23 protein-coding genes, 1 tRNA gene and 1 pseudogene are annotated in these 25,005 nt (G+C 59.1%); 9 read left to right on the top strand and 16 right to left on the bottom strand.

Annotated elements, in window-relative coordinates; genetic code table 11:
- The first annotated feature begins 25 nt into the window (after positions 1-25).
- Positions 26-244: a KTSC domain-containing protein gene (locus tag HNQ99_RS09320; RefSeq protein ID WP_322790350.1), complete on the top strand. Its 219-nt coding sequence runs from the start codon at positions 26-28 to the stop codon at positions 242-244.
- A 21-nt stretch (positions 245-265) separates the two neighbouring features.
- On the opposite strand, the gene HNQ99_RS09315 is transcribed toward HNQ99_RS09320, so the two are convergent.
- Positions 266-652 carry a group III truncated hemoglobin gene (locus HNQ99_RS09315; protein ID WP_184475377.1) on the bottom strand — a complete coding sequence of 129 codons (387 nt, stop codon included), beginning with the start codon at positions 650-652 and terminating at the stop codon, positions 266-268.
- Between the two features lie 140 nt (positions 653-792).
- On the opposite strand from HNQ99_RS09315, the gene moaA reads away from it, so the two are divergent.
- The 3 genes from moaA (at position 793) to HNQ99_RS09300 (ending at position 2,705) form a co-directional block, all read left to right on the top strand.
- Entirely contained in the window at positions 793-1,794 is a 1,002-nt protein-coding gene (gene moaA / locus HNQ99_RS09310) for a GTP 3',8-cyclase MoaA (RefSeq protein WP_246414833.1), read from the top strand.
- Positions 1,791-2,567, top strand: coding sequence for an NAD kinase (locus HNQ99_RS09305; RefSeq protein WP_184475375.1), 777 nt, complete (start codon positions 1,791-1,793; stop codon positions 2,565-2,567). The genes moaA and HNQ99_RS09305 overlap by 4 nt, the downstream gene beginning before the upstream one ends.
- A gap of 63 nt (positions 2,568-2,630) precedes the next feature.
- A tRNA-Asn gene (locus HNQ99_RS09300) sits at positions 2,631-2,705 on the top strand.
- A gap of 125 nt (positions 2,706-2,830) precedes the next feature.
- On the opposite strand, the pseudogene HNQ99_RS16965 reads toward HNQ99_RS09300, so the two are convergent.
- A pseudogene (locus tag HNQ99_RS16965) lies at positions 2,831-3,184 on the bottom strand (tyrosine-type recombinase/integrase); the annotation flags it as partial.
- Here HNQ99_RS16965 and HNQ99_RS16455 point away from each other — a divergent pair.
- Positions 3,152-3,388: a hypothetical protein gene (locus tag HNQ99_RS16455; RefSeq protein WP_221232641.1), complete on the top strand. Its 237-nt coding sequence runs from the start codon at positions 3,152-3,154 to the stop codon at positions 3,386-3,388. The pseudogene HNQ99_RS16965 and the gene HNQ99_RS16455 overlap by 33 nt on opposite strands.
- Positions 3,389-3,522: 134 nt before the next feature.
- Here the strand turns inward: HNQ99_RS16455 and HNQ99_RS09285 are convergent, their stop codons facing one another.
- From HNQ99_RS09285 to HNQ99_RS09260, 6 genes are all read right to left on the bottom strand, one after another.
- On the bottom strand, positions 3,523-4,539 hold the full coding sequence (locus HNQ99_RS09285; RefSeq protein ID WP_184475374.1) for an NADP-dependent oxidoreductase: 1,017 nt from the start codon (positions 4,537-4,539) through the stop codon (positions 3,523-3,525).
- Complete coding sequence (locus HNQ99_RS09280) at positions 4,532-5,821, bottom strand: CaiB/BaiF CoA transferase family protein (protein ID WP_184475373.1); 1,290 nt, start codon at positions 5,819-5,821, stop codon at positions 4,532-4,534. The genes HNQ99_RS09285 and HNQ99_RS09280 overlap by 8 nt, the downstream gene beginning before the upstream one ends.
- Before the next feature lie 3 nt (positions 5,822-5,824).
- Positions 5,825-6,604: an enoyl-CoA hydratase/isomerase family protein gene (locus HNQ99_RS09275; RefSeq protein ID WP_221232640.1), complete on the bottom strand. Its 780-nt coding sequence runs from the start codon at positions 6,602-6,604 to the stop codon at positions 5,825-5,827.
- A 123-nt stretch (positions 6,605-6,727) separates the two neighbouring features.
- Complete coding sequence (locus HNQ99_RS09270) at positions 6,728-7,210, bottom strand: tautomerase family protein (protein ID WP_184475372.1); 483 nt, start codon at positions 7,208-7,210, stop codon at positions 6,728-6,730.
- Positions 7,211-7,412: 202 nt separating this feature from the next.
- Entirely contained in the window at positions 7,413-8,396 is a 984-nt protein-coding gene (locus HNQ99_RS09265; protein ID WP_184475371.1) for an alpha/beta fold hydrolase, read from the bottom strand.
- Between the two features lie 394 nt (positions 8,397-8,790).
- Positions 8,791-9,510: a GntR family transcriptional regulator gene (locus HNQ99_RS09260; RefSeq protein ID WP_246414865.1), complete on the bottom strand. Its 720-nt coding sequence runs from the start codon at positions 9,508-9,510 to the stop codon at positions 8,791-8,793.
- A gap of 135 nt (positions 9,511-9,645) precedes the next feature.
- On the opposite strand from HNQ99_RS09260, the gene HNQ99_RS09255 reads away from it, so the two are divergent.
- From HNQ99_RS09255 to HNQ99_RS09240, 4 genes are all read left to right on the top strand, one after another.
- Positions 9,646-10,578, top strand: coding sequence for a BKACE family enzyme (locus HNQ99_RS09255; protein WP_184475369.1), 933 nt, complete (start codon positions 9,646-9,648; stop codon positions 10,576-10,578).
- A gap of 10 nt (positions 10,579-10,588) precedes the next feature.
- A complete protein-coding gene (locus HNQ99_RS09250) occupies positions 10,589-10,882 on the top strand; it encodes a muconolactone Delta-isomerase (RefSeq protein WP_184475368.1) in 294 nt (97 codons plus the stop codon).
- 461 nt (positions 10,883-11,343) lie between these two features.
- A complete protein-coding gene (locus HNQ99_RS09245; protein WP_184475367.1) occupies positions 11,344-13,656 on the top strand; it encodes a TonB-dependent receptor in 2,313 nt (770 codons plus the stop codon).
- 337 nt (positions 13,657-13,993) lie between these two features.
- Positions 13,994-14,830 (top strand): fumarylacetoacetate hydrolase family protein, encoded by an 837-nt coding sequence (locus tag HNQ99_RS09240; RefSeq protein ID WP_184475366.1) that lies wholly within the window; start codon positions 13,994-13,996, stop codon positions 14,828-14,830.
- A 525-nt stretch (positions 14,831-15,355) separates the two neighbouring features.
- Here the strand turns inward: HNQ99_RS09240 and HNQ99_RS09235 are convergent.
- The 8 genes from HNQ99_RS09235 to adh all read right to left on the bottom strand — a co-directional run bounded on the left by HNQ99_RS09235 (position 15,356) and on the right by adh (position 24,924).
- A complete protein-coding gene (locus tag HNQ99_RS09235) occupies positions 15,356-15,985 on the bottom strand; it encodes an HD domain-containing protein (protein WP_184475365.1) in 630 nt (209 codons plus the stop codon).
- 340 nt (positions 15,986-16,325) lie between these two features.
- Complete coding sequence (gene acuI / locus HNQ99_RS09230; RefSeq protein ID WP_184475364.1) at positions 16,326-17,306, bottom strand: acrylyl-CoA reductase (NADPH); 981 nt, start codon at positions 17,304-17,306, stop codon at positions 16,326-16,328.
- A complete protein-coding gene (locus HNQ99_RS09225) occupies positions 17,306-19,003 on the bottom strand; it encodes a GMC family oxidoreductase (protein ID WP_184475363.1) in 1,698 nt (565 codons plus the stop codon). Before HNQ99_RS09225 ends, acuI begins: the two co-directional genes overlap by 1 nt.
- A gap of 36 nt (positions 19,004-19,039) precedes the next feature.
- Positions 19,040-19,930: an enoyl-CoA hydratase gene (locus tag HNQ99_RS09220; protein WP_246414831.1), complete on the bottom strand. Its 891-nt coding sequence runs from the start codon at positions 19,928-19,930 to the stop codon at positions 19,040-19,042.
- Positions 19,930-21,207, bottom strand: a complete 1,278-nt coding sequence (locus tag HNQ99_RS09215; protein WP_184475362.1) for a CaiB/BaiF CoA transferase family protein — start codon at positions 21,205-21,207, stop codon at positions 19,930-19,932. The genes HNQ99_RS09220 and HNQ99_RS09215 overlap by 1 nt, the downstream gene beginning before the upstream one ends.
- Positions 21,208-21,232: 25 nt before the next feature.
- Positions 21,233-22,759, bottom strand: coding sequence for a CoA-acylating methylmalonate-semialdehyde dehydrogenase (locus HNQ99_RS09210; protein ID WP_322790349.1), 1,527 nt, complete (start codon positions 22,757-22,759; stop codon positions 21,233-21,235).
- 113 nt (positions 22,760-22,872) lie between these two features.
- Positions 22,873-23,268: a DUF779 domain-containing protein gene (locus HNQ99_RS09205; protein ID WP_184475360.1), complete on the bottom strand. Its 396-nt coding sequence runs from the start codon at positions 23,266-23,268 to the stop codon at positions 22,873-22,875.
- Between the two features lie 132 nt (positions 23,269-23,400).
- Positions 23,401-24,924 (bottom strand): aldehyde dehydrogenase, encoded by a 1,524-nt coding sequence (gene adh, locus HNQ99_RS09200; RefSeq protein ID WP_184475359.1) that lies wholly within the window; start codon positions 24,922-24,924, stop codon positions 23,401-23,403.
- Positions 24,925-25,005: the final 81 nt, after the last annotated feature.

Raw genomic sequence — 25,005 nt, 5'->3', positions numbered from 1 at the left:
AGGGCACGCAAAACCTCCAAGCCCAATGATCTCTGGACTGCTGGAAATGCCATCAACGGCGATAAGATCCATGGTATACCACCCCGCCGAACACAGTCTCGACATAGAGTTCGTGACCGGGCGGCTCTATCGCTATGCCGATGTACCGGCGAGGGTGGCGGAGGGAATGCGAACCGCGCGCTCGAAAGGCGGATATTTCAACCGCTGCATCCGTGATCATTTCCGCTATCGCCGATTGAATTGACAGGTCGCTCGGCAGGATTGGCTATAAGCGAAAGAAGAGGCCGAGTTTCAGGCTTTCCGCGATGCGAGCGGCCTTTTCCTGAAGCGCGGAGGCAACTTGAGCGGGCAGTAAATCGTCGGTAGTCTCATTCCAAAGTCCCAACCAGCGTTCGAAAAGTTCGGGGGTAATCTGTTCCCCATGCTTCAGATGGGCGGCCATAGGGTTGCCCTTGTACCGACCGCTGGTAAGCATCACCGATGACCAGAATGCCGTCAGCTTTTTCAGATGCTCCGGCCAATCATCTATGGCTGCGTTGAAAACGGGGCCGAGTTCCGCGTCCGCCCGTATCCGCTGGTAAAAATGGTTAACCACCATTTCCAACGCGGCTTCATCTATGTGGTTACTCACTGGAAGTGCCTCATCACTCATGGTGATGCATCTATGACAAGAATTTCAGGATGCAAGGCCCCGCCCCTCGTCGTCAAAATCCCGGCGACCCATCAAATTCCGCGTCGGCAGTTGCGCTCAGCCTGTCCATCGCTTAGCTAGATAATATGGCAAACCCGGATATGAGTTTCTCCCCTGCCATGGCGGATCGCTTCGGCCGCCGCATCGAATATTTGCGGATATCGGTGACGGATCGCTGTGACCTGCGTTGCCGCTACTGCATGTCGGAAAAAATGACTTTCCTACCGCGCGATCAGATTTTGACGCTGGAGGAAATTGCCATCATTGCCGATCGGTTCATCGCGCGAGGGGTGAAGAAAATCCGTCTTTCCGGTGGCGAACCGCTGGTGAGACGCGATTTTGGAGAGTTGGCTCAGCGGATCGGGCGTCATGTCAAGGCGGGCACGCTGCAGGAATTGACGCTCACCACCAACGGAACCCAGTTGGCGGAACATGCCGAAATGCTGGTTGAAGCAGGCATGAAGCGGATCAATGTCAGCCTCGACACACTCGATCCTGAACTTTTCAAACGGATCACCCGGCGCGGCGACATCGGCAAAGTGCTGGAAGGCATTGAAGCGGCGACAAGAGTGGGCCTCAAAGTCAAGATCAACATGGTCGCGCTGAAGGGTCTCAACGATCAGGAATTCCTGTCGATGCTGAACTGGTGCAACGCAGGCAGGCACGACCTTACGTTGATAGAAACCATGCCGCTGGGCATGATCGATGAGGACCGCACCGACCGATATCTTCCTTTGTCCAAGGCGCTTGAACAGATCGAAGCCAGGCACGCGGTAACGCCGATCCCCTATCGGACCGGGGGACCTTCCCGCTATTTCGCCGTGGAAGGCATGACCGCGCGCCTTGGCCTCATCACGCCGCTGAGTGACAATTTTTGCGCCGGATGCAACCGAATGCGGCTGACATGTGAGGGCAAAATTTACATGTGCCTGGGTCATGAAGATCATGTGGATCTAAAGGCAGCATTCCGCGAAGGCGGAGTGGACGCGATTGACGCGCTGCTTGACAAGGCGCTGCGCCTCAAACCGCTCGCGCATGAATTCGCCATAGGTGCCGGTGAAAAGCCCGCAGTGTCTCGTCACATGAGTGTCACGGGCGGATGAGCAACGGACAGCGCCGAGCGTTGCTGGCCTCGCCAGCCGATAATGCGCGTGAAGCCGAGGCATTGTTACGCCAGCAATATGATTTCGTCCCCCTCGAAGAAGCCGATATGGTCATCGCACTCGGGGGCGACGGCTTCATGTTGCAGACGCTACATCACATGCTGGAGGCGCACCGCACTTTGCCGGTGTTCGGAATGAACCGGGGCACCGTCGGCTTCCTCATGAACGAATGGCGCCGGGACGCTCTGGAAGAGCGGCTTGCACGGACCAAAGCTTTCAAGGTCAGCCCTCTGCGCATGACGGTGGATACCGTTGATGGCGAGCAGTTCTCGATACCCGCGATCAACGAAGTATCTCTGCTGCGCGAAACCAGGCAGACGGCAAAGCTGGCGGTGCAAGTCAACGGACGCACCATGCTGACCGAGCTGGTATGCGATGGCGTGCTTGTGGCAACGCCGGCGGGATCAACGGCCTACAATTTGTCGGCCCAAGGACCGATATTGCCGTTGGGATCGGGGATGATCGCATTGACCCCTATCAGCCCCTTCCGTCCCCGCCGTTGGCGCGGGGCCATATTGCCTGAAAAGATGGTAGTGCGGTTCGAAGTTTTAGAGCCGGTCAAACGTCCAGTAAGCGCCGTCGCGGACCAGCGCGAAGTACGCGATGTAGCGCGCGTGGAAGTGGCAATAGACCGCACGTCCCCTCTCACTCTACTTTTCGACCCCGAGCACGCGCTGGATGACCGGATAGCGATGGAACAATTTATCTCCTGACCCCTTGCCATCTTCCAAATCCCGCTGCTATAGGCGCGCTTCGCTTGTTGAAAGACGAGCTGCTCCCCGGTAGCTCAGCGGTAGAGCAACCGGCTGTTAACCGGTTGGTCGATGGTTCGAATCCGTCCCGGGGAGCCACTATTTCCATGTCCAGCCCGTGTCCAGCCCGGACACATAGGTAACAGAATGTACCTAAGACATGGGTGACAACCTCGCGCCAAAGCGGTAATCGCATAGTCTGCGAGCTTCTTCTGATTGGCCGCCGCGGTGTATGTCGCGAGCGTCTTGTCGTTGGTCTGACCGGATAGCGCCTTCATCGGCATGTTGGCCATTTCGAGTTCGTCCATACGGCGCAAAGTCGCCTTGCGCAGGCCATGTGCGGTGCAGTGCGGCAGACCCGCTGCCCGACACGCCTTCTTGAACCAATTGCCGAAGCTCTCTTTGGTGAACGGGCCGCCCTTCTTCGTGATGAGAAAACAGAACGGGCTCGTATCGGCCGATGGCATGGCGATGATCGCCTCAAGTAGCTGCGGCGCCAAGGGAATGAGCCTTTCCCAAGGCGGCGCGGGCAGCACACGGCCTAAATGCACAAGTCGGCGCACGAATTCCCGTCGCATGTCGACGAGTTTGAAGCGGTCGGCCTCGAAAAGGCACCCAGCGTCGTGGTGCGCCCACCGCGCGTCGCGCTCGCCCCGGATCGGTCTGGGCCACTGCCGACGATCGTTATGGCGCCGGGCATGTCGGGCGTGAAGGAAGGCTCGATCATGCAATATGCCGCCTTCTACGCGAGCGGCGCTTCCAGGGCGAGCCGGCCGCGATGATCAAGGTCGTGTCGGACGATCCGACGGAGCCATGCGCGATGGCGGGCAAAGCCGCGTTCGACTATTTTTCCGAACAGGGCCGGATCGCACCCGCCTGGCAGAACAGCATGACTCAGCGATCGATGGATCTTGCTCTAACGAAGCTTGACAAGCAGCTTACCAAAGTTGCTGCCTTTGAGCATGCCGATGAACGCATCGGGAGCCTGCGCGAGGCCTGCCACGACATCCTCGCGATAGCGGATGGCGCCATTCGCAATTCCGGCGCCGACCTCTTCCAGAAATGCCGGATAATATTCCATCAGGTCAGAATTGATGAAGCCGCGAAAGGTTATGCTCTTGATCAGAATATCGCGCATGAAAGCAAGGAATTGGTCCGGTGCGCCGGCAGACTGCCCTGAATAATGGGCGACCAGGCCACACACCGGCACGCGGGCAAATTGATTGAGCAGCGGCAAAACGGCTGCGAGCACGCGGCCGCCGACATTCTCAAAATAGACGTCGATCCCATCGGGGCAAGCCGCGCTCAACCGGGCCTCGAAATCCTCGGCATAATGGTCAAGAGCTACGTCGAAGCCGAAATCATCCAGAAGCGATTGACATTTCGCCGGCCCGCCGGCGATGCCGACCGTCCGCGCGCCGGCTGCCTTGGCGAGCTGGCCAACCATGGACCCAACTGGTCCGCTGGCGGCGGCGACAACCAGCGTCTCACCCGCCTTGGGCCTGCCGATTTCCTTGAGGCCGGAATAGGCGGTGAACCCTGGCATGCCCAATGCGCCAAGATAAGTCGATGCCGGGGCGACCTGCGTGTCTATTTTGCGGGCCTGCGCGGCGGGAACGGCCGCATGGGTCGCCCAGCCGGTGTGGGCCGCGACCATGTCGCCTTCGGCGAAACCTGGTGCATTTGAACGAAGCACCATGCCCACTGCTTCGCCGGTCATAGTCTGGTCTATCTGGACCGACGGAGCATAGGATTTCCTGTCGTCCATCCGACCGCGCATATAGGGATCGAGCGAAAGATAGTCCCCTCGCACAAGGATTTCTCCATCGCCGGGGACCGGCATCGGCATCGGCTCAAGTCGGAAATTGTCCGTTGTGGCCTCGCCCGTTGGTCGAGAGGCTAGCACGATCCGCTGGGGCTGGGCTTCAGGCATCAGTTTGTTTCCTCTCTACAGCGTCGCTATCCTGCGCCCTCTGCAACCTCTCGGCGGCGGCATTGTCGCCGAGAATTGGATCGGCGACGAGCGCACCCGATTGTTCCAGCGCGTCGATCTCGGCGTCGCTGAGTTGATATTCCCGAAAGACCTGCCGATTGTCCTCGCCGCGAAAGGCCGGTCGGCCAAGCGGCTCCAGATGGTCTCGCGAGAAGCGCCATGGCCGCCCCGGCAAGCGATAGGTTCCGCCATGCCGGTCAGGCACCTCCTGGACCGCCCCCCAATAGTCTGCCCAATCCGTGTCGGCAAGTTCGGTCATGGAACGCAGCTCTCCCATGGCGATCTTGCCTTCGTCGAACTGGGCGTCGAGTGTCGCCATGTCCGGGAAGGTATAAATCCAATCCTGGACGATCTGGTGCAGCAAATCCTTATTTTGCAGGCGCGCGCTTGCCGTCGAGAAGCGGGGATCATCCTCGAGATCCGGTCTGCGCATCGCGTGCACGTACCAGGGGAACGTCGCCGAACCCACAAGACTCGCTGCCACGGTGAAGGTCTCACCGCCCGGGCCGGTGAAGAAGGGGGTATCTGTGGCCCCAAGGATCGCGGGTTCGGGCCCCAGGTCGAAATGGTTCAGGTCAACATGAGCGCGTTCGTTCATCGCCAACAGCGTCGCGGCCATCGACACATCAATTGCCTGGCCAATGCCGGTTACGGATCTGCGGTGAAGCGCCGCCAGGATCGCGATGGCGGCCGCCGTGCCGGCGTACACATCCGCATGGCTCAAGCTGTCACTTCGCGGTTCGGCTAGAGCGTCACCATAATGCCGGACGCTGTGGTGGGTAAGACCGACCTCAGCATGGACAGCAGGGGCATAAGCCATGCGGCTGCGCCAGGGGCCCGCTTGGCCGTAGCCAGTGATCGAAGCGTAGATCAGCCTGGGATTGCGTGCCGCCAGGATTTCATAATCGAGATCGAAGAAACCGAGCGTTCCCGCTCTAAAATTTTCCACCACGATATCGGCCTGGTCGCAGAGCTTAAGGACAAGGTCCCGCGCGCCCGGTACGTTGAGATCAATGCTGACATTGCGCTTGCCCGCATTCTGCTGGGCATAATAGCCTGACATGCCCGGTGCCTGGGGAAAGGCAAAGCGCGAAACGTCGGGATTGGGCGGCTCGATCTTGATGACATCCGCGCCCAGGTCAAGCAGCGTTCGGGCGCACAACGGCCCCGCCAGGACGCGCGAAAAATCGACAATCTTTATACCTTCGAGGGGACCGGCCATGGCTCAGCGGCCCACGAACTTGGCGGCGCCAGGACCGGCTTCGTTGAACGCCTTGAGGCCGATCTTGACGTCCTCGGACGTCCAGATGCCCGATTGCACCTCTTCCATCGCGGCATCTGCGGCCGCGACGCCTTCGTTGACCGCGATCTGCGCGAGTTTCTTGGTTGCAGCGTGCGCCACAGTCGATCCGTGGGCAATCTCGTCGGCGATCGTGAACGCAGTCTTTTCAAGCTGCTCATCCGGCACAACCAGATTGATGAGATTCCAGCGCTCCAGCGTCGCCGGATCATATCGGCGCGCCAGGATTGATAGCTCCTTGGCGCGCAGTGCGCCGGCGCGCTGCACCTGGCGTTGCACACCACCCATTAGCGGGTGGAGGCCAAGCGTCGCTTCGACCGATCCAATCTTCGCCGAACTGGCTGCGACGATATAATCACACATCAACGCCAGTTCAAAACCGCCGCCTAGAACCGCGCCGTGCAGCGCGGCGACGATCGGAATGGGAAAGCTCTCCCATTTCTGCATGAAGCCGAGCAAATCAGGGAGTGCTTCGGCCTTTCCGGTTGCAACACGTTGCTCGAACATATTGAGATCCGCGCCTGCAGAAAAATGACGCAGAGAGCTTCGCAGAAGAATGGCGCCGGTATTGGCCTGGTCAACGCGGTCGAGCGCATCACCAAGCGCCGCGATGAGATCGAACCCCAACAGGTTGTATGGCCTGAACGCCATCGTCATCACGGCAACTCTACCGCGCTGCTCAAGCATAACATGTTCTGTCGTCACGATCTCACTCCGCCGCTCTGCCAATCATCAGGATCATTGCCTGAGATAAGGAAACAAAAATATGGACCATGCCTCGCCCGACTGCCAATCAGAAGCAGGGTCTTATCAAGCAACGAAAAGACGTTACTGATTATCATGAACGCCAGGTGTGAACGTCATCACTAGCGGCAGTTTTTCTTCAAATGTGTAGGGGCTTGCCTTGTTCTCATCAATCCAGCGCTTCTCCCCGACAGACTGGAATGGCGGCGGGATTTCACCCTGGAGAGTCCAGAGGTCGAACGGTGTTTCATCCACGGAAACTTCCCATTCGAAACCCTTGGCCCGGAGGAAGGGCGCCAGGGAGGCTTCGATCGTCCTCATCCACCACTCCCGCATGATGGCACCTGGCAGCGTTCTAGCGATGTGGTCGATATGCACTCGAACGAAATTCTCATTCCGCTTGCCACCGACGAACATGTTTCCGGCCGACACTTCCTCGAACATGCACACTACATAAAATCTGGGAATCGGAACGTTGGCATAAATAGAAGTAACTATTTCGGAAAAAGCCTGCTTTTCCTCTTCCGAGTAAGCGCTCGCAGGATGATAAATTCTCCAAAACGGCATTTTTTCTCTCCCTCTTTGTATCTTGCAAGTTTTGAAACTAAAGCAGTTTCGAGATTAATATGGCCGACGGGTGCGCACTTTGAACTTGCGCTTGGGAGTCGGATCAATCGGCAATCTCCCGCGTGATGGGGCACGGGCGAATTTGCTGATCATCGCGACCCTAGCGTGGCCAAACATATCGATCAAGCTCAAAAAGTCGATATTATTGCACTAATGGCGATGCGAGCTGATCGGCGCCGACGCTCGGCCTCCAGGCAATTTTCCGAAGAAAGTCGAGCAAGGCCCCATTCAACAGTTCAGGGGCCTCAAGCTGTGGCCAATGCCCCACTCCGTCCAGCATCAGGAACCCCGTGAGTCCGGGGAGCGCCTCGCGCAATGACTGCTCCGATACATTGAGCAACTTGTTAAGACCGTCAGCGCCACCCATGACAAAGAAGGATGGCTGTTTTACGAGTGCGCGGGAAAAGGGTCTTGATGCAATCGAATAGAAAGTGTCGAGCGCTCGATAATAGTTCAACCCGCCATGAAATCCGGTCCGACTGAAACTGGCAATGAGGTCGGGCAGATGTTCCGGGTCGTTTTCGATCACCATATCGGGCGCTGGACGGAACGGATTCTTGGCAGGATCAAAGGGATCCCAGCGTTCACCCTCAGGAGCCAGGCCCGACGTCCAGTAATATGCCCTTGGAAGGACCGTGGCCACCTCAGCCCAGTCCTGCTCGGCTTCCGGACGCATCCAGTCGAACATGTAGAAGCTGTCCATGCCGGCAGCGCGGAGTTGATCGAGAAAGCTGGGTCCGCCCATCGGCATGAACGGCACGCTGATTCCGAAAACGGCCGAAAACAAGTCAGGGCGCATCAGGGAAGCAGTCCAGACAGCATTCGCGCCATGATCATGGCCTACGAGAATGGCCTTTTTTATCTCGAGATGATGGAGAACCGCCACCAGGTCGCCGACAATTGCAAGCGGCGTGTATGCTTCTGCCTCCGCTGGTGCATCGCTTTCTCCAAAGCCGCGCATATCGAGTGCGACCGCACGATAGCCAGCCTGCGCCACCGCCTCCATTTGAGAACGCCAGAGCGACCAAATGGAAGGAAAGCCATGGCAAAACAGCACGACCGGGCCTTCACCCTGCTCGACAACGTGCAGCTTGACGCCATCATTATCGATATAATGACTCTTCATCGATTTTTCTCCCGATTTTTGCTCCTTCTACAGCCCGCGCTCTGATTTGCAATACGGCTACAATATTATCGGCCCCGGGTAGCGGCAGGCGCGCGCCAGAGTACTGTTGGACGACAGGCCTAAAGTTCTGGGTTTCGAGCAGACGCGCAAAGCCTCGAGCGTCGGTCCTGCCTCGATCTCGCGGGTACGTTTTCACTCATCGGGTGACGCACCCTTGATATCGCGCTCAATGCCGAAGAGTTCGGCGATCCGCACCGCTGCCTCCGCCCAGCGCGAGTTCGGCTACCTTAAGATCAACCGCGCCTCGCGACCCGCTACGAGGCGCTGCTGCGGTATTTCGACGAGCTGGATTGCCGGTGTGTCGGCCTGGGCTTGAGGCGGCCCATTACGGCATCTAGTCCTCTACCGAACTGCGCTGCCTGTTGGAACGCGCCACGCTCTTCGTTCGAATATTAGCTTTAAAGAGACCGTGCCTGAGCAGAACCTCTGCTGTGAACAGAATATGTTCGGTCATCAGCCCGACGGCACGATCTGCATCACGGGCGATGAAGGCATCCGCCATGCGGCGATGTTCGTCATCCAGATCGCGATCAGGGCCGGAAGCAGCTGCGGCAAACCAACGATAGCGATCGCCTTGCGCCGCGAGGGCCTCTCTGATGCGTAACAACCAAGGATTGTCGCACGCAGACACAAATGCGCGGTGGAGTTGGTCGTGAGCCTCTGCCCACTGGCCGGTGACTCTCCCATCTTCCCCGTAATGTTGGGTGCGCGTGAGGCCGTGGAGTGCTGCAACGATAGATTGCTCCCATGCAAGGTCGCCTGAATGGATCGCGCGCCGGATGCACATTTCCTCTATTGGTATCCGCACTTCGGTCAAATGCCGCAGATCAGCCTCCGTTAGTGGCGAGGCGCGAAACCCCTTCTGGGGCTCGGCGATGACTAATCCCTCTGCCGTCAACCTCGCCAAGGCTTCGCGTACCGCGCTCATATTCACATCCAACGATGCGACCAGATCAGTGATCTTAAGCTTAGCTCCGGGAGCGACGCGACCAAAAAGAAGTTCTGCACGCAGGCGTTGATACGCGTCGTGAGTGAGACTGGGAAGGGCTGGCATCGGTTCGGGAGGCATGGAAAATGGCTAACGCCTAACCCAAAAAATATCAAGTGACTATCTAATGTCGATATTAACTTGACCTATCGATATTATATCTGCCATCTCACTTTTCCCGTCAATCGACGGAAAGGAGTTATGATGAAGAACAAGGTTGTGATCACCTGCGCCATCACGGGTTCGGTGCACACCCCCACCATGTCCGACGCGTTGCCAATAACCCCAGATGCAATCGCGCAGCAGGCCATTGGGGCGGCGGAAGCAGGGGCAGCGATTCTTCATCTTCATGCGCGCGATCCCGGTGATGGTCGCCCGAGCGCGGACCCCAAACTGTTCATGTCCTTCCTGCCAAGGATCAAACAGGCAACAGATGCGATTTGCAACCTGACCACCGGTGGAAGCGTCAAGATGACTTTGAATGAGCGTCTCGCCGGACCATTGATCGCGTCACCCGAAATGTGTTCGCTGAACATGGGAACGATGAACTTTGCACTACATCCGATGGCTGACCGGTACAAGAACTGGAAATATGATTGGGAAGAATCCTATCTTCGGGAATCTGACGACGCGATTTTCCGCAACACATTCCGCGATATTGAAAAGATCTATAGGGCGCTGGGTGAAGAACATGGCACCAAATTCGAGCACGAATGCTATGATGTCGGCCATCTCTATAATCTAGCTCATTGCGTGGATAAGGGCTTGTTCAAGCCACCTTTTTTCCTCCAGTTCATTTTCGGCATTCTGGGCGGCATCGGCCCTGATCCAGAAAATCTCATGTTCATGAAGAACACCGCCGACCGCTTGTTCGGCGACCAGTATATCTGGTCGGTGCTCGGCGCGGGACGTTCACAGATGTCGCTCGCCACCCATTCAGCGCTGATGGGCGGCAATCTCCGCGTTGGCCTGGAAGACAGTCTGGGCATAGGCAGGGGGCGCCTGGCCTCGAGCAATGCTGAGCAGGTCGCGAAGATCGTACGGATTGTAGAGGAATTCGGCCTTTCGCCTGCGACGCCTGCGGAGGCGCGCGAGCTTCTGGGTCTCAAAGGCGCTGATCTGGTGCAGTTCTAGAGGGCTCGCCATGTATTACTACTTTGAATTCCATGTGACAGTGCCGCAAGGCGTACCGCCTGAACAATTTCAGATGCTGCGGGATGAAGAGCGGAAAGTTGTGCATGCGTTGCAGGAGACGGGCGAAATGCAGCATCTCTGGCGAGTGGCGGGACAATTTGCAAGCATGGGCATACTCGATGTCACTGATCACGAGCGCTTGCACGCGGTCATTTCGGGATTGCCGCTGTTCCCCTACATGAGTGTCCGCCTAGTACCGCTCGCTCGCCATCAGGCGGCGCTGGATCGCACCTCCGACGCGTAAAGGCGGAGAGGGGGATTCTCACGAAGCCGCAATGTGCGTGAAGCGTTGGGCCGCTCTTGCGGAGGCTTTGGCGCCAAGGCCTGTGTGGTCTCCGATGGCTCCGGCCCCGCGATCGCCTTTGCCTTAGTTTCGGGGCAGGCGCACTAACTGCCAATTGTGCCCCCACCCGCTTGCCCGCCGACCGCCGTGACTCTGTGGGTGGTCGGCGGCAAGCCAGTCCTAAGCTCGTCGAAGTTGGCTACATCGCACAGGGGTTCCTTCCTCGGGGTCTCCAGCTTGCAGGGCCCTCAACAACCAAATCCAGCTTGACAGGAACATTGCTGCGAAATAAATTATCGATAATTCTTCATATATCGACAAAACGACATTATCATGCGACAGAAGAGGGGATACCAATGACCAATCTTGTTCTTTACAGGCGCACCCATAAAAATCGGTGCAAGGCGCTGCATCGTGTCCGCATGGCGGCGCTTGCCGGCGCCTCAGCCGCTATTTTGGTTGCCCCTGCAGCTTTCGCCGCCCCTGCCGACACGGCAGAGTCCGCCCCGGCGCCGCAGGAACAATCACTGGCGGACATCATCGTCACTGCCCAAAAGCGTCAGGAAAGCGCTAATACAGTACCCATGTCGATCTCCGCGGCGACCGGCGAGCAGCTTGCTGCAAGAGGTGTCAGCGAAGTTCGCGACCTTGTGAAGGTCGTCCCCGGGTTTACCTATGCCGATTCCTCGAACGGCTTGCCCGTCTTCACGCTTCGCGGCGTCGGCTTCATTGACAACGCGCTCGGCGGTCGGCCCACGGTCAGCACCTACATCGACGAGGCCCCGATCCCCTTCCCGGTTCAGACACGAGGAACGAATCTCGATCTCGAGCGCGTCGAAGTGCTCAAGGGGCCTCAGGGAACGTTATTTGGCCAGAACGCGACCGGCGGCGCGATAAATTTCATTGCCGCAAAGCCCACATCGAGCTTCGAGGCCGGTGCGGACGTCAGCTACGGCCGGTTCAACGCGTTCGACGTGAGCGGCTTTGTCAGCGGGCCTATCACCGACACTCTGCTTGCCAGAGTTGCTCTTCAGCACGAGGGCGCCGATGGATGGCAGAAGAGTCACACCCACGGCGGCAAGCTCGGGCGTACGGATTTCACCAACGGCCGTCTGCTCCTGGACTGGTCGCCTTCCGATGCATTCAGGGCGCAGCTCAACCTCAATGCCTGGGCGGACCGATCGGACATGCCGGTGGGCCAGTATGTTGCCTTTTCGCCAGGCAATCCTTCTACGGTGCCATTCATACCTGATCTCGTCGCCTATCCGCTGGCGCCGCACACTCCGCGCGCGGCAGACTGGAACCCGGAAGAAGACTATGCGCGCAGCAATGAGTTCTATCAGGCGAATCTTCGACTGGACTATGATCTTTCCGATCAATTGACGATCACGTCACTTACATCTTTCAGCCAGACCGATATCAATCAATATATTGATCTGGACGGAACGGCCCTTCAAAACAACGCCCAGCGGGCGATCGGAGACATTACTACGATCTCGCAGGAAATACGTATTGCAGGACAATTTAGTCGTGGCCAGTTCGTCCTCGGCGCCACCTATGCGCATGACAAGGTTCTTGATGACAACTATACTACGCCTTCGTACAGCACCTTGGGATTCACCTTTGTGCCATTCGGCCTGCCGCAGTTCACAAATTTTCACGGCGTTAACTATCAACGCGTAACCACGAAAGCTGTTTTCGGTAACGTCGATTTCGAGGTGACGGACACAATCAAGCTCAGCGCCGGCGCGCGCTACACCGACAGCCGCAACAAGTTCGAGGGCTGTACGTTCGACTCCGGCGATGGCAATGGCGCATCGGTGTTCGGGCCGTTGTGGGACCTTCTGCGCGGCTCGTCGATTCCCATAGCGCCCGGCGGATGTCTGACGGTGGACGCAAACCTGACGCCCACAGTGGTCCATGACAATTTGAACGAAGACAATGTGTCCTGGCGCGCTGGTGTCGAATGGAAGCCTGCCTCGCGTACGCTTTTCTATGCGAACGTCAGCAAGGGATACAAGGCGGGTGGCTTCCCGTCGCTGGGCGCCACCTCGACCGCGCAGTTCCGGCCGGCGAAGCAGGAATCTCTGCTGGCCTATGAAGCCGGCTTCAAGACACTGCTCCTGGATCGTACGTTGCAGCTAAACGGAGCGGCCTATTATTACCGCTATACGGACAAGCAGATCCTCGGTCGTGTCCCAAGCATACTCGGTCCACTGCTCGCATTGGTGAACGTTCCGAAGGGCGATGTTCGTGGTGCCGAGTTGCAGTTAACCTGGGCGCCGCTGCGTGGCCTGACGATCAACACGGGGCTCTCGTATATTAAATCTCGCATCCTGGACGGGTTCACGAACTATGATCCTGTCGGGACGCTGAGAAGTTTCGATGGCGAAGCCTTTCCCAACACGCCCAAGTGGCAGCTGGTTTCTGACGTGAGTTACAAGACAAGCCTGAGCGACCGTTTCGACGGCTTTATTGGTGGCAACGTCAACCACCAGAGCCGCACGAACAGTGCATTTGGGGAGCTCGCAAATTTTGCTGTAAAGGCATATACGGTTGTCGACCTGAGGGCCGGTATAGAAACGAAGGATGGTGATTGGCGGATCTCGGCCTGGGGTCGAAATATCGGCAATACCTATTATTGGAATGCGGCCAATCTCGCCGTTGATACCGTGGTACGTTACGTCGGAAAGCCAGCGACGTACGGCGTTTCCGTTGCCTATCGGTTCAAATGAATTAGAGGAGTGCCCGCTGAGGGATTCGCGATTGAAAAAGCGTCCATCTTCGAGGCGCTGTTGTGCGATCCGCGTTTGGAGTACCTGTCGTCGGAATGTCGGTATGGGCGAGGCCGGCGCTTAGTGCGCTGGCTCCGCCCGATCCACCTGCGCGGCGTAGCAACCACAGCGCCAGCTCCTCTCCTGCTGCCCTGCTCTTTGTGGACGGCGCTGCCTGCATTTCCGGGCGCATCCGGACCTGTGGCATCTCGGTCGGGCGGCCATTCTGATGGTGATGTCCGCCCGTCCTCGCTTATATCTTTGCTTCGGCACCGGTGCTCGGGAATGAAATATTACAATGCGTTTCGCGAATTTCGACAATAGAGCGGCCTTGATTGTGGAAGGTGGCGTTGTGGATGTCGAGGAGGCGAGCGGTGGTCAATTTTCGGCTGATCCCGCGGGGGCCTTCCAGAATTGGAAGAAGTTTTCTGCTTGGGCAAAGGACATCCCGCAGGCGCCGGCAAAGGCATTGGATTATTCGCTTCTTGGTTGTCCGTCGCCAAGTCCTGCCCAAATTTTCGCAATTGGTCTCAATTATCTCGATCATGCCATGGAGTCTGGCGTCACGGAAACACCGAACTCCCCGGTTGTTTTCACGAAGTTCCGGACGTGCATCACAGGGCCTGAAACGCGGTTGAAATTGCCTTCTGCGAATGTCGATTGGGAAGTTGAATTGGTCGCGGTGATCGGGAAAGAGGCCATTGCAGTCGGTGTTGATGACGCATTGGGGCATGTTGCCGGCCTGTCCGTTGGCCAGGATTATTCCGAGCGCGTCGTCCAGGCTGCGGGCGCTATGCCGCAGTTTTCATTGGCCAAATCATTTCCTGGTTTCGGCCCAGTCGGTCCTTGGCTGGTTTCGCTCGATGAAATTGGAAATCCTGACGATTTGGCGATCCGTTGCGAGATCAACGGCGAGACGATGCAATCGTCCCGGACGTCGAGTCTAATTTTTTCTCTTTCTGAACTCGTCAGTCGGCTGTCACAGGTCTGCACCTTGCTCCCGGGCGACATCATATTCACGGGCACCCCCAGCGGGGTCGGCGGGGCTCGGAACCCGAAAATCTTTCTGAGACCGGGCGATGAAGTCATCAGCACCGTCGAGGGAATAGGATCGCTTCGCCAGATTTGCGAATAACCGGGAAGGGTAAGCTTCTCGGATGACTTGCCGAACGGCATCCGCTTCGGGCGATCTGAACGCGCAATGTCTCGATCAGCAGGTCGCGTGCGGTAAGCTCGGCGCGGGCATCTGCGAGAGCGGCGTCGCGCTCCACCAGAAGTGCTTCCAGCAAACAAACTGCGATCTGTTCCCCGATGAGGTGCGTCCGGGGCGCATACAGGATCCTGACCGTTGCGGTTGGCGCGAATCCCCAAGGTTCACCGCATCATTGGACGTGGCTATGACGTTGCCTTCGCCCAGTCCGTGGCCGTCGGTGCGACACGGGCGCACGGCGCGCACAAGGCCTGCTGCGGATCTGGGCCGCCGGCGGCAACGCAGCTGCAGACGATGCAATGTTCGACATAGCGATGCCGCTGTTCGACACGGAAGACGTGAAAGTCGCGCTGCCCGCTTCGGTCGAGGCGTTCCTCGAGCAGAGGCCCCGCCCGACCTTTTCGTTCACCGGCCACTGATCTCGAGGTGGCGCCCCCCCTAGCCCGCAACTCAGTCGGGCATCATCGCCGCGATCGCAGTATTGCCAAGCTTCATCGTGACGCGCTCGACCATCGGCCGGAAAGCCTCGAGGGGCATAGCCTCGCGTCCCGCGCAGAACGCGAGCGCATCGAAGCTATCGCAAAACTCAAGCGTGCGCTCGAAATGCGGATGCCCACGCCATTGCTCCCGCATCTCCCTTGGAACGCCAATGTGCGGACCCATATGGTACATTTGGAAGAAGCTGTGGTGATACAGCATCCAGTAGTTCGCCTCTGAGATGAACGGCTTCAGAAGCTCGGCGCCAACTTCGGCGTGATTGTCGAATACCAGACTCTCGGCGAAATCATGCAAAAGGGCGCAAACAACGTATTCCTCATCCTTGCCTGCTTGGAAGGCAAGCGTCGCCGTCTGGAGTGCGTGCTCTAATCGAGAGACCGGAAATCCCGTCATACCGTATTGATCAGACATCTCGAGCATCGCGAGGATGCGCACGGCGCGCCCAGCCTGGTACGTTGCGAGGTGCGGCTCCAGGATCTTATAATCCTCGGTTCTGCCGTTCGGCATCGAAAAGTCTGGTCGGGTAATTCGACCAAACTCGGCCTCGACTGCCTCTCTGGTTTTCGCATCGCTCCAAGGCATTATTCCTCTCCTTTTTGCTGGCAGACTAGAACTGCAAGTTATGTGCATATACACTTAATAAGGCTGCTGCAAGCACTTCGTCTGTCCCATCCGGGTGGTCCGGGCTTGATGTTTTGGCGGCCACGCCAGGTCGGAGACCGTCGTTTTGCTATATCCGTAATGTGAGAAATGTATAACCGCCACCCCGATGATCTGAAGACGAACCGTGTGGTCCCTCGGTCCGCGATCACCGACAGCCTCATCGTGGGATGCTGCTATATTCATGTTGGCCACAATCTTCCGGCCCTCCGCTTTGGACATGGCGTTGGCCAGAAAAACGCCTCCCGTTTCGACCAGATATTCAATGGCTCATGGAAATCACGACCCGCCCTCGAATTCGACCTTCCAGAATCTCATGGCCAAGCTGGATAACGTCCTCGATGCCGGCCGTCGTAGTCATGGCGGCGAGTTTCTCATGGTCAAGCTCTCGGGCCAGACGTCTCCAGGCTTCCAGGCGAAGTGCTTTCGGCGCCATGACGGAGTCGATACCGAGCAGACTTACACCACGTAAGATGAACGGCGCCACCGACGAGGGCAGATCCATCCCGCCAGCCAGGCCGCAGGCTGCGACGGCACCGCGATACTTTGTGCTCGCAAGGACGCTTGCAAGCGTCGTGGATCCGACCGAGTCAACGCCCGCGGCCCAACGCTCCTTGGCGAGTGGCTGGCCTGATCCGGCCAGTTCCGCACGATCCAGGATTTCGGTCGCGCCGAGTTCCTTGAGATAGTCCGTTGCACTTGCCCGGCCCGTGGAGGCGATGACATGCCAGCCCGCTCTTGCGAGCAGAGCAATAGCGATCGAGCCGAGACCGCCCGCCGCTCCGGTAACGATAACCGGACCATAGCTTGGTGTGACGCCCTGATGCTCGATCGCCATCAAGGCGAGCATCGCGGTGTAGCCTGCGGTGCCGATAGCCATGGCTTGGGCGCCGCTTATGCCTTCGGGCAGTGGAATCAGCCATTCGCCTTTCACGCGCGCCCGCTCTGCAAAGGCGCCGAGATGAGTCTCGCCTGTACCCCAGCCATTGAGTAGGACGGCATCGCCAACCTTATACTCGGGATTTGAGGATGTTTCGACCACTCCGGCAAGATCAATGCCCGGGATCATCGGAAAGCGGCGGACCACTGGCAACTTGCCCGTAATTGCCAGGCCGTCCTTGTAGTTGAGGCTTGAGTGGGTCACGCGGACCGTGACGTCGCCATCCATGAGGTCGGCCTCATCGAACTCCCTGAGAAGAGCGCTCTGCCCCGCATCATTTTTTTCGATTACGATAGCTCTCATTACGATTTCTCCGTTTCCAGTTGCCGGCGCATCGCGCCTTCAGGCATGACGGTCGTGGCAGGGCCTGGCGACCTACGATCCTCGATCACCATGCGCGCGCCTTTGTCAGCTATCATGATGGTCGGCGTATTGGTGTTTCCCGAGGTAATGGTCGGCATGATGGAGGCATCGATGATCCGTAGTCCTTCGAGACCGATTACGCGCAGGCGCTTGTCGACCACCGCCATCGGATCGGAAGGGAGGCCCATCCTTGCCGTGCCAACAGGATGGAAGATGGTGGTGCCGATATCGCCGGCGGCCTTGGCCAACGAGGTTTCGTCGTCGCCGATTTCGGGCCCGGGAAGATATTCTTCCGGTCGATATGGGCGCAGCGCTTCCTGACGCATAAGACGGCGTGTAACGCGAATGGCGTCGGCGGCCACGCGGCGATCTTCGTCGGTCGAAAGATAGTTTGGGGCTATGATCGGCTTCGCTGCGGGATCGCGCGAACGCAGCCGCACAACGCCGCGCGAGGTTGGGCGCAGATTACAGGCCGAAACGGTGATCGCCGGGAAGCGGTGGAGCGGGTCACCGAACTTGTCGAGCGACAAGGGCTGGACGTGGAACTGGATGTTCGCACGTTCGTGCTCGGAAGAGGAGGTCGTGAAAATCCCGAGCTGCGACGGCGCCATGGTGAGAGGTCCGCGCTGAAAGAAGGCATATTCCAGGCCCATGAGGGCGCGTCGGACCAACGAATGATAGGTCTCGTTCAGCGTCTTGATGCCGTGGACCTTGTAAATCGCACGCTGCTGCAGATGGTCCTGAAGGTTACGCCCGACGCCTGGTTTGTGGAGTACGGTGTCGATGCCGCATTCGGACAGCCACTCTGAGGGTCCCACGCCTGACAGCTGCAGGAGCTGGGCGGACCCGAGCGCCCCTGCCGACAGAATGACCTCCCCCTTCGTCCGCACCTCGACGGCCTGTCCTTGCTCACGGAAGCGGACGCCTACTGCGCGTCGGCCATCAAACAGCACCCGATCCACGCTAACACCGGTCCTGAGGTGCAGGTTCTGGCGCTTCAATGCGGGCTTCAGGAATCCGCGCGCCGATGACCAGCGTACGCCCCGTTTCTGATTGACGTGGAAATAGCCCACACCGCTGTTATTGCCGGTGTTGAAATCCTTCGTCGCAGGAATATCCATCTCCGTCGCAGCCTGCGCCACGGCATCAAGCACGGCCCATTTGAGCCGAGGCTCCTCGACGCGCCATTCGCCGCTCACGCCATGGTGCTCGGTCTCGCCAAGAAAATGATTGTCGAGCCGGCGAAAGACCGGCGCCACATCCTCCCAGCCCCACCCTGCGAGGCCGAGTTCACGCCAGTGATCATAATCCTCAGCTTGCCCGCGCATAGAGATCATCGCGTTGATGGCTGATGAACCGCCGATCACCTTCCCACGGGGATATTTCAGGCTGCGCCCGTTGAGCCCGGCCTCATTCTCGGTCTCGAACATCCAGTCCGAACGGGGGTTGCCGATGGCAAAAAGATAGCCAACAGGAACATGAAACCAGATCCAATCGTCCCGTCCGCCTGCTTCCAGCAGCAACACCCGTATGTTCGGATCAGCCGAGAGGCGGTTCGCAACCACGCAGCCTGCGGACCCCGCACCGACCACGATGTAATCATATTCTTCGTGGAGAAGCTTGACGTCTTCGGTCACCGCAGACTTCCTATCTGATAGCGCTAATGGCGGAGGTCATCGGTTGCGGAAGACAGGCGCGCGCTTGTTGACAAAGGCGTTCATGCCTTCTTTCTGGCCCTCCGTGGCGAAAGCCGCCTGGAAGAGCAGCCGTTCGTGGCGCAACCCTTCGGACAACGGGCTCTCGAATGCCCTATTCACCGCCTCTTTTGCCATTTTAACGGCCGGGGCGTTGTAGGCGGCGATCGTATGAGCGGCCTCCAGCGCGATCTGGAGCAGGTCCGTCGCCGGAACGACGCGGGCAACCAGGCCGATAGCCTTGGCCTCTTGTGCGCCAATGGTGCGGCCAGTGAGCACCATGTCCATCGTCATGGATTTGCCGACGGCGCGGGCGAGGCGCTGGGAACCACCAATGCCGGGCAGAATGCCGAGCTTGATTTCGGGCTGGCCGAACTGGGCGTCTTCCGCGGCGATGATGAAGTCGCATAGAAGCGCGAGCTCGCAGCCGCCGCCGAGCGCGAAGCCGCCGACGGCCGCAATAATGGGCTTGCCAATCAGCGGGACCTCATCCCAGGCGGCGAGGAAGTCATCCGCGTAGAATTCGGCGAAGGTCTTTTCGGCCATCTCGGCAATGTCGGCACCCGCCGCGAATGCCCGAGGCGAACCGGTGATCACGATGGCGCCGATCCGCTCGTCCGCGTCGAAGGCATTCAAGGCGGCCAGCACCTCGTCCGCCAGCTGGCGATTGAGCGCGTTAAGGCTGCGCGGACGATTGAGCGTGATGAGGCCGACACGGTCGCGGCGCTCGACCAGGATGGTCTCCGGCTTTTCCGATTTCCCGGCGGGCTTCGCCTCCGCGCTGGAGGTGGGGGACGGTGCGCGCATCGAGGTTATTTTCGCGGACATGCTATTTCCTTCCGGGATCTCTGGTGGATTGGCGTCGCTCATCACTCGGCTGCCTCAAGCGGAGGTACGCCGTAGATGTCGAGGGTCGCGGGTACGAGTTCATCGCCTTCATTTGCTGGGCTCCCGTAGGCCCAGTCGTCGCCAAGAAGCTCTCTGAGAATGGCTTCACGATGCTGGTTCAATCCGGGTGCCGCAATAGGGGTGCCGATGTCGTTCTCGGCATCGCCAATCCGGATCGGATTGCCGGCCGTTCGCACGGGACGGCCCGACTGCCCCGTGACCTGGATAATCATGTTGCGCGCGCCAAGCTGGGGGTGGTCGAACAGCTTGTCGATCGTGTTGATGGCTGAGCAAGGCACGCCCGCCTCGTTGAGCCTGTCGATCCAGTGCGCCACGGGCTTGCCGACGGTAATGGCCTCGATCGCCTTCACCATCGCCGGCCGATTCCGGCAGCGCAGATCGTTGGTGATGAATTGCGGGTCGAGCGCGAGTTGCGGCGCATCGAGCGCGTCCGCCATGAGCATGAACAACGTGTCGTTGCCCGTTGCGATGATGAACCTGGCGTCGCTCGCCTGGAAGCTCTCGAAGGGCGCGAGCGACGGGTGGCTGTCACCCGTGCGACCAGGCACCACTCCTTCGACGTCATAGCGCGCCAGCGCCGTCTCCATCAGGGCCGCCTGGCAGTCGAGCATGCCTATATCGACACGGCTTCCCTGGGCGTCGCGTGTCCGCTTGTACAGCGACGAGACAATGCCGACGGTGGCGAACAAGGCCGCGCCTAGATCGCCAAAGCTGGTGCCGACGCGGGCGGGCGGGCTATCAGGCCAGCCCGTTACGCTCATCACCCCGCCCATCGCCTGAACCACCATGTCGTAGCCAGGCAGATCACTGAACGGCCCGGTATGGCCAAAGCCGGAAATGGACGCATAGACAATGTGCGGGTGGGTCTTGGCGAGGCGCTCGGCCCCATAGCCCAATCGGTCCATCACGCCTGGACGGAAGTTCTCGACGACAACGTCGGAGACATCGAGCAGGCGCTCGAGCAGTTCCCGATCGCGGGGCGACTTGATGTCGAGGACGATGCTCTCCTTGCCGCGATTGAAGCACATGAAGTAAGCGGACTCGCCACCTTCGACGAAGGGGCCAAAGGCACGGGTATCATCACCCGTGCCGAACTTCTCGATCTTGATCACGCGAGCGCCAAGGTCGGCCAGGATCATGGTGCAGTAGGGACCCGCCAACACGCGGGAGAAGTCGAGCACGGTGATGCCGTCTAGTGGGCCTTTCTTGTGGGCCTCGCCTTCGCTGTTGGCGTCCATCTTGGTTTCTCCTGTGGTTGGGCGCCTAACGGGCAACCGGCATGGCGAACTCGGCTCCTTTGCCGATGCCGTCGGGCCAGCGCTGCATGATCGACTTCTGGCGGGTGTAGAAGCGCACCCCCTCTTCGCCATATGCGTGCATCCCACCGAAAAGGCTCTTCTTCCAGCCGCCGAATCCGTGCCAGGCCATAGGAACGGGGATCGGCACGTTAATGCCGACCATGCCGACCTGGATGCGCCGCCCGAACTCGCGGGCCGCGCCACCGTCGCGGGTGAAAAGACTCACTCCGTTTCCAAATTCATGTGCATTGATAAGGCGGACGGCGTCGTCGAGAGAGTCTACGCGAACGCACGCAAGCACTGGGCCGAAAATCTCTTCGCGGTAAATCTTCATGCCGGGCGTGACATGGTCGAAAAGAGTGGCCCCCAGGAAAAACCCGTTCTCGCGGCCCTCCACACTGAAGCGGCGACCGTCAACCAGAAGCGAAGCGCCTTCCGCCACGCCGGCATCGATGTAACCGGAGATACGCTGACGGGCCGCGGGCGTCACGATAGGCCCCATTTCGACGCCAGGTTCCAAACCATCGTTGACGACGAGCCGCTCGGCGCGCGCCTTCAGTTCCGTGACGATCCTGTCGGCCACGTCTCCCACGAGCACAGCCACCGAGATCGCCATGCACCGCTCGCCCGCCGAGCCGTACGCCGCCCCGATCAGGGCGTCGACCGACTTGTCGATATCTGCGTCGGGCATCACCACGAGGTGGTTCTTCGCTCCGCCCAGCGCCTGCACGCGCTTACCCGTCCGAGCGCCCGTCTCATAGACATAGTTGGCGATGGGTGTCGAGCCGACAAAGGAGACGGCCTGGACATCAGGGTGCTCCAGCAGCGCGTCTACGGCTTCCTTGTCGCCCTGCACCACATTGAAGACCCCTTCGGGCAGACCTGCCTCGCGAAAGAGTTCGGCGACCATCAGCGCGGGCGTGGGATCGATTGGACTCGGCTTCAATATGAAGCTGTTGCCGGCCGCGATCGCCACCGGATACATCCACGCAGGCACCATGACGGGGAAGTTGAAGGGTGTGATGCCCGCCACCACGCCCAGCGGCTGGCGCAGAGTCCAATTGTCGATTCCCGTCGATGCCTGATCGCTGAAGTCGCCCTTCAGGAGGTGTGGAATGCCGCAGGCAAATTCGATCACATCGATGGCGCGATCCACCTCGCCCTGCGCATCCGAGAATATCTTGCCATGCTCAGCCGTGATAGCGCGAGCCAACTCGTCCCGGCGCTGGTTCACGAGGCCAAGAAAGCGGTTCATGATCCGCGCCCGGCGGATGGGAGGGGTATCGGCCCATTCGGGAAAGGCGGCGAGCGCTGAGGCAACGGCCGTATCGATGTCCGCACGCGATGACAGCTGCACGCGCGCCGTCACGATTCCGGCTGCAGGATTGAAGACGTCCTGGGTCCGCCCGTCCGGTGCCAGGTTATGCTCACCAGAGATGAAGTTGCCTATGGTCTGGAGCGGCGCCGGAGACTGTGTTTCAGATCCATTCACAACCCGCTCCCGCTGCTGAAAAAGTGACAAAACGCCCTCCTCAAATAATTCTACCCTATCGCGTCTTCCCGGCCTGCCTCGGAGGCGGACATCCGCAGTCCTCGACACGACCATCAACGTTCAGGCGTAAAGCCCCCGGCGGCCAGGGCCGCATATTCGGACTGGCTAAAGACCCGGCCGCGCGAAAGAAATCGAACCTCGCGGCCGTTCTCCAGGCTGAACATGCCGCCGCGTCCCGGAACAACATCCAGGATGAGCTGGGTGTGTTTCCACGCCTCGCCCTGCGCACGCCCGATGTAAACCGACGTTCCGGCGACCTCGCCGAGCAGGATGTCATTGTCGCCGATGCGAAAGTCCCCGAGCGGATAGCACATCGGCGATGACCCGTCGCAGCAGCCCCCGGATTGATGAAACAGCAACGCGCCATATTCACGCTTCAACTCTTCGATCAGCGCCAGCGCCTTGTCCGTCGCAATCACCCGCCGGCTGTCGAATATCTCTTCAGCCACGATAGCATTCCTTCACTTTGAGCCTGTCGATCCACCTGCATAAGGCGGCCGTCGTGCGATATGGCCGGAATGGAAGCGGGGGCTTTGCACCAAGACAGAGAATCTCGAACGCTCAGCCCCCGCATGATCCCGTCAGAAGAAGCCGAGCTTCTTCGGACTATAGCTGACAAGCATATTCTTGGTCTGCTGATAATGATCGAGCATCATCTTGTGGGTCTCGCGACCGATACCCGACTGCTTGTATCCGCCAAAGGCGGCGTGCGCGGGATAGGTATGATAGCAGTTCGTCCACACCCGGCCCGCCTGAATCGCGCGTCCGAAACGATAGCAGGTATTGGTCTCGCGGCTCCATATCCCGGCGCCCAGCCCATAAAGCGTGTCGTTGGCGATCGAAAGAGCCTCTTCCTCGTCCTTGAAGGTCGTGACCGAAACCACAGGCCCAAAGATTTCTTCCTGAAAGATCCGCATCTTGTTGTGGCCGCGGAAGACAGTGGGTTTCACATAATAACCGCCTGCCAGTTCACCCGGAAGGCTGGCCGCCTCTCCGCCAATCAGCAGTTCCGCGCCTTCCTGCTTGCCGATGTCGAAGTAGCTCAGGATCTTCTCGCGCTGTTCGGACGAAGCCTGCGCTCCGATCATGGTCGCAGGATCGAGGGGATTGCCCTGAACGATCTCGCCGACGCGCTTCAACGCGCGTTCCATGAATCGGTCATAGATTTTCTCGTGGATCAGCGCGCGGCTCGGGCAGGTGCAAACTTCACCCTGGTTAAGCGCGAACATTACGAAGCCCTCGATCGCTTTGTCGAAGAAATCGTCGTCCGCCCGCGCCACGTCCTCAAAGAAGATGTTCGGCGACTTCCCACCCAGTTCGAGCGTCACCGGAATGAGGTTCTCGCTCGCATATTGCATGATGAGGCGGCCGGTCGTGGTTTCGCCGGTAAACGCGATCTTGGAAATCCGGCTGGACGAGGCGAGCGGCTTGCCTGCCTCCAGGCCAAAGCCGTTGACGATATTCACCACGCCGGGAGGCAGAAGATCGGCGACAATCTCCATCCAGACCATGATCGAAGCTGGCGTCTGTTCCGCCGGCTTGAGAACAACGCAATTTCCGGCAGCGAGCGCGGGAGCAAGCTTCCACATCGCCATCAGCAATGGGAAGTTCCACGGTATGATCTGGCCGACCACGCCAAGCGGTTCGTGGAAATGATAGGCCACGGTGTCATGATCGATTTCGCTGAGCGAACCCTCCTGCGCGCGAATGGCCCCTGCAAAGTAGCGGAAATGATCGATGGCCAGCGGCATGTCGGCCGCCATCGTTTCCCGGATTGGCTTTCCGTTGTCCCAGGTCTCGGCGGTGGCCAGCTTTTCGATATTCTCCTGCATGCGATCGGCGATCCGGTTGAGGATCTGCGCGCGTTCTGCAGGCGAGGTGCGGCCCCAGGCGTCCTTAGCAAGGTGCGCCGCATCAAGCGCAAGCTCTATATCCGCGGCATCGGATCGCGCGATCTGGCCAACAACCTTGCCCGTGATCGGCGAGACGTTCTCGAAATAGCGGCCTGCCTTGGGAGCGACCCACTGGCCGCCGATGAAATTGTCATATCGCGCAGCGAACGGCGCTTTCAGCATTGGCGATGACTCTGCGACGAGCATATCCATTATCGCTATCCTTCTATTATCGAATGAGCCACATTGGCGACTTTAGAAGGTGCGTTTTATCAAGACCGCGTCGAGGTAAGA

The sequence above is a fragment of the Rhizorhapis suberifaciens genome (genome assembly GCF_014200045.1).
GTDB lineage: Bacteria > Pseudomonadota > Alphaproteobacteria > Sphingomonadales > Sphingomonadaceae > Rhizorhapis > Rhizorhapis suberifaciens.
Note: the sequence above shows the minus strand (reverse complement) of the source record. Positions and strands in the feature narration are given on the sequence as shown.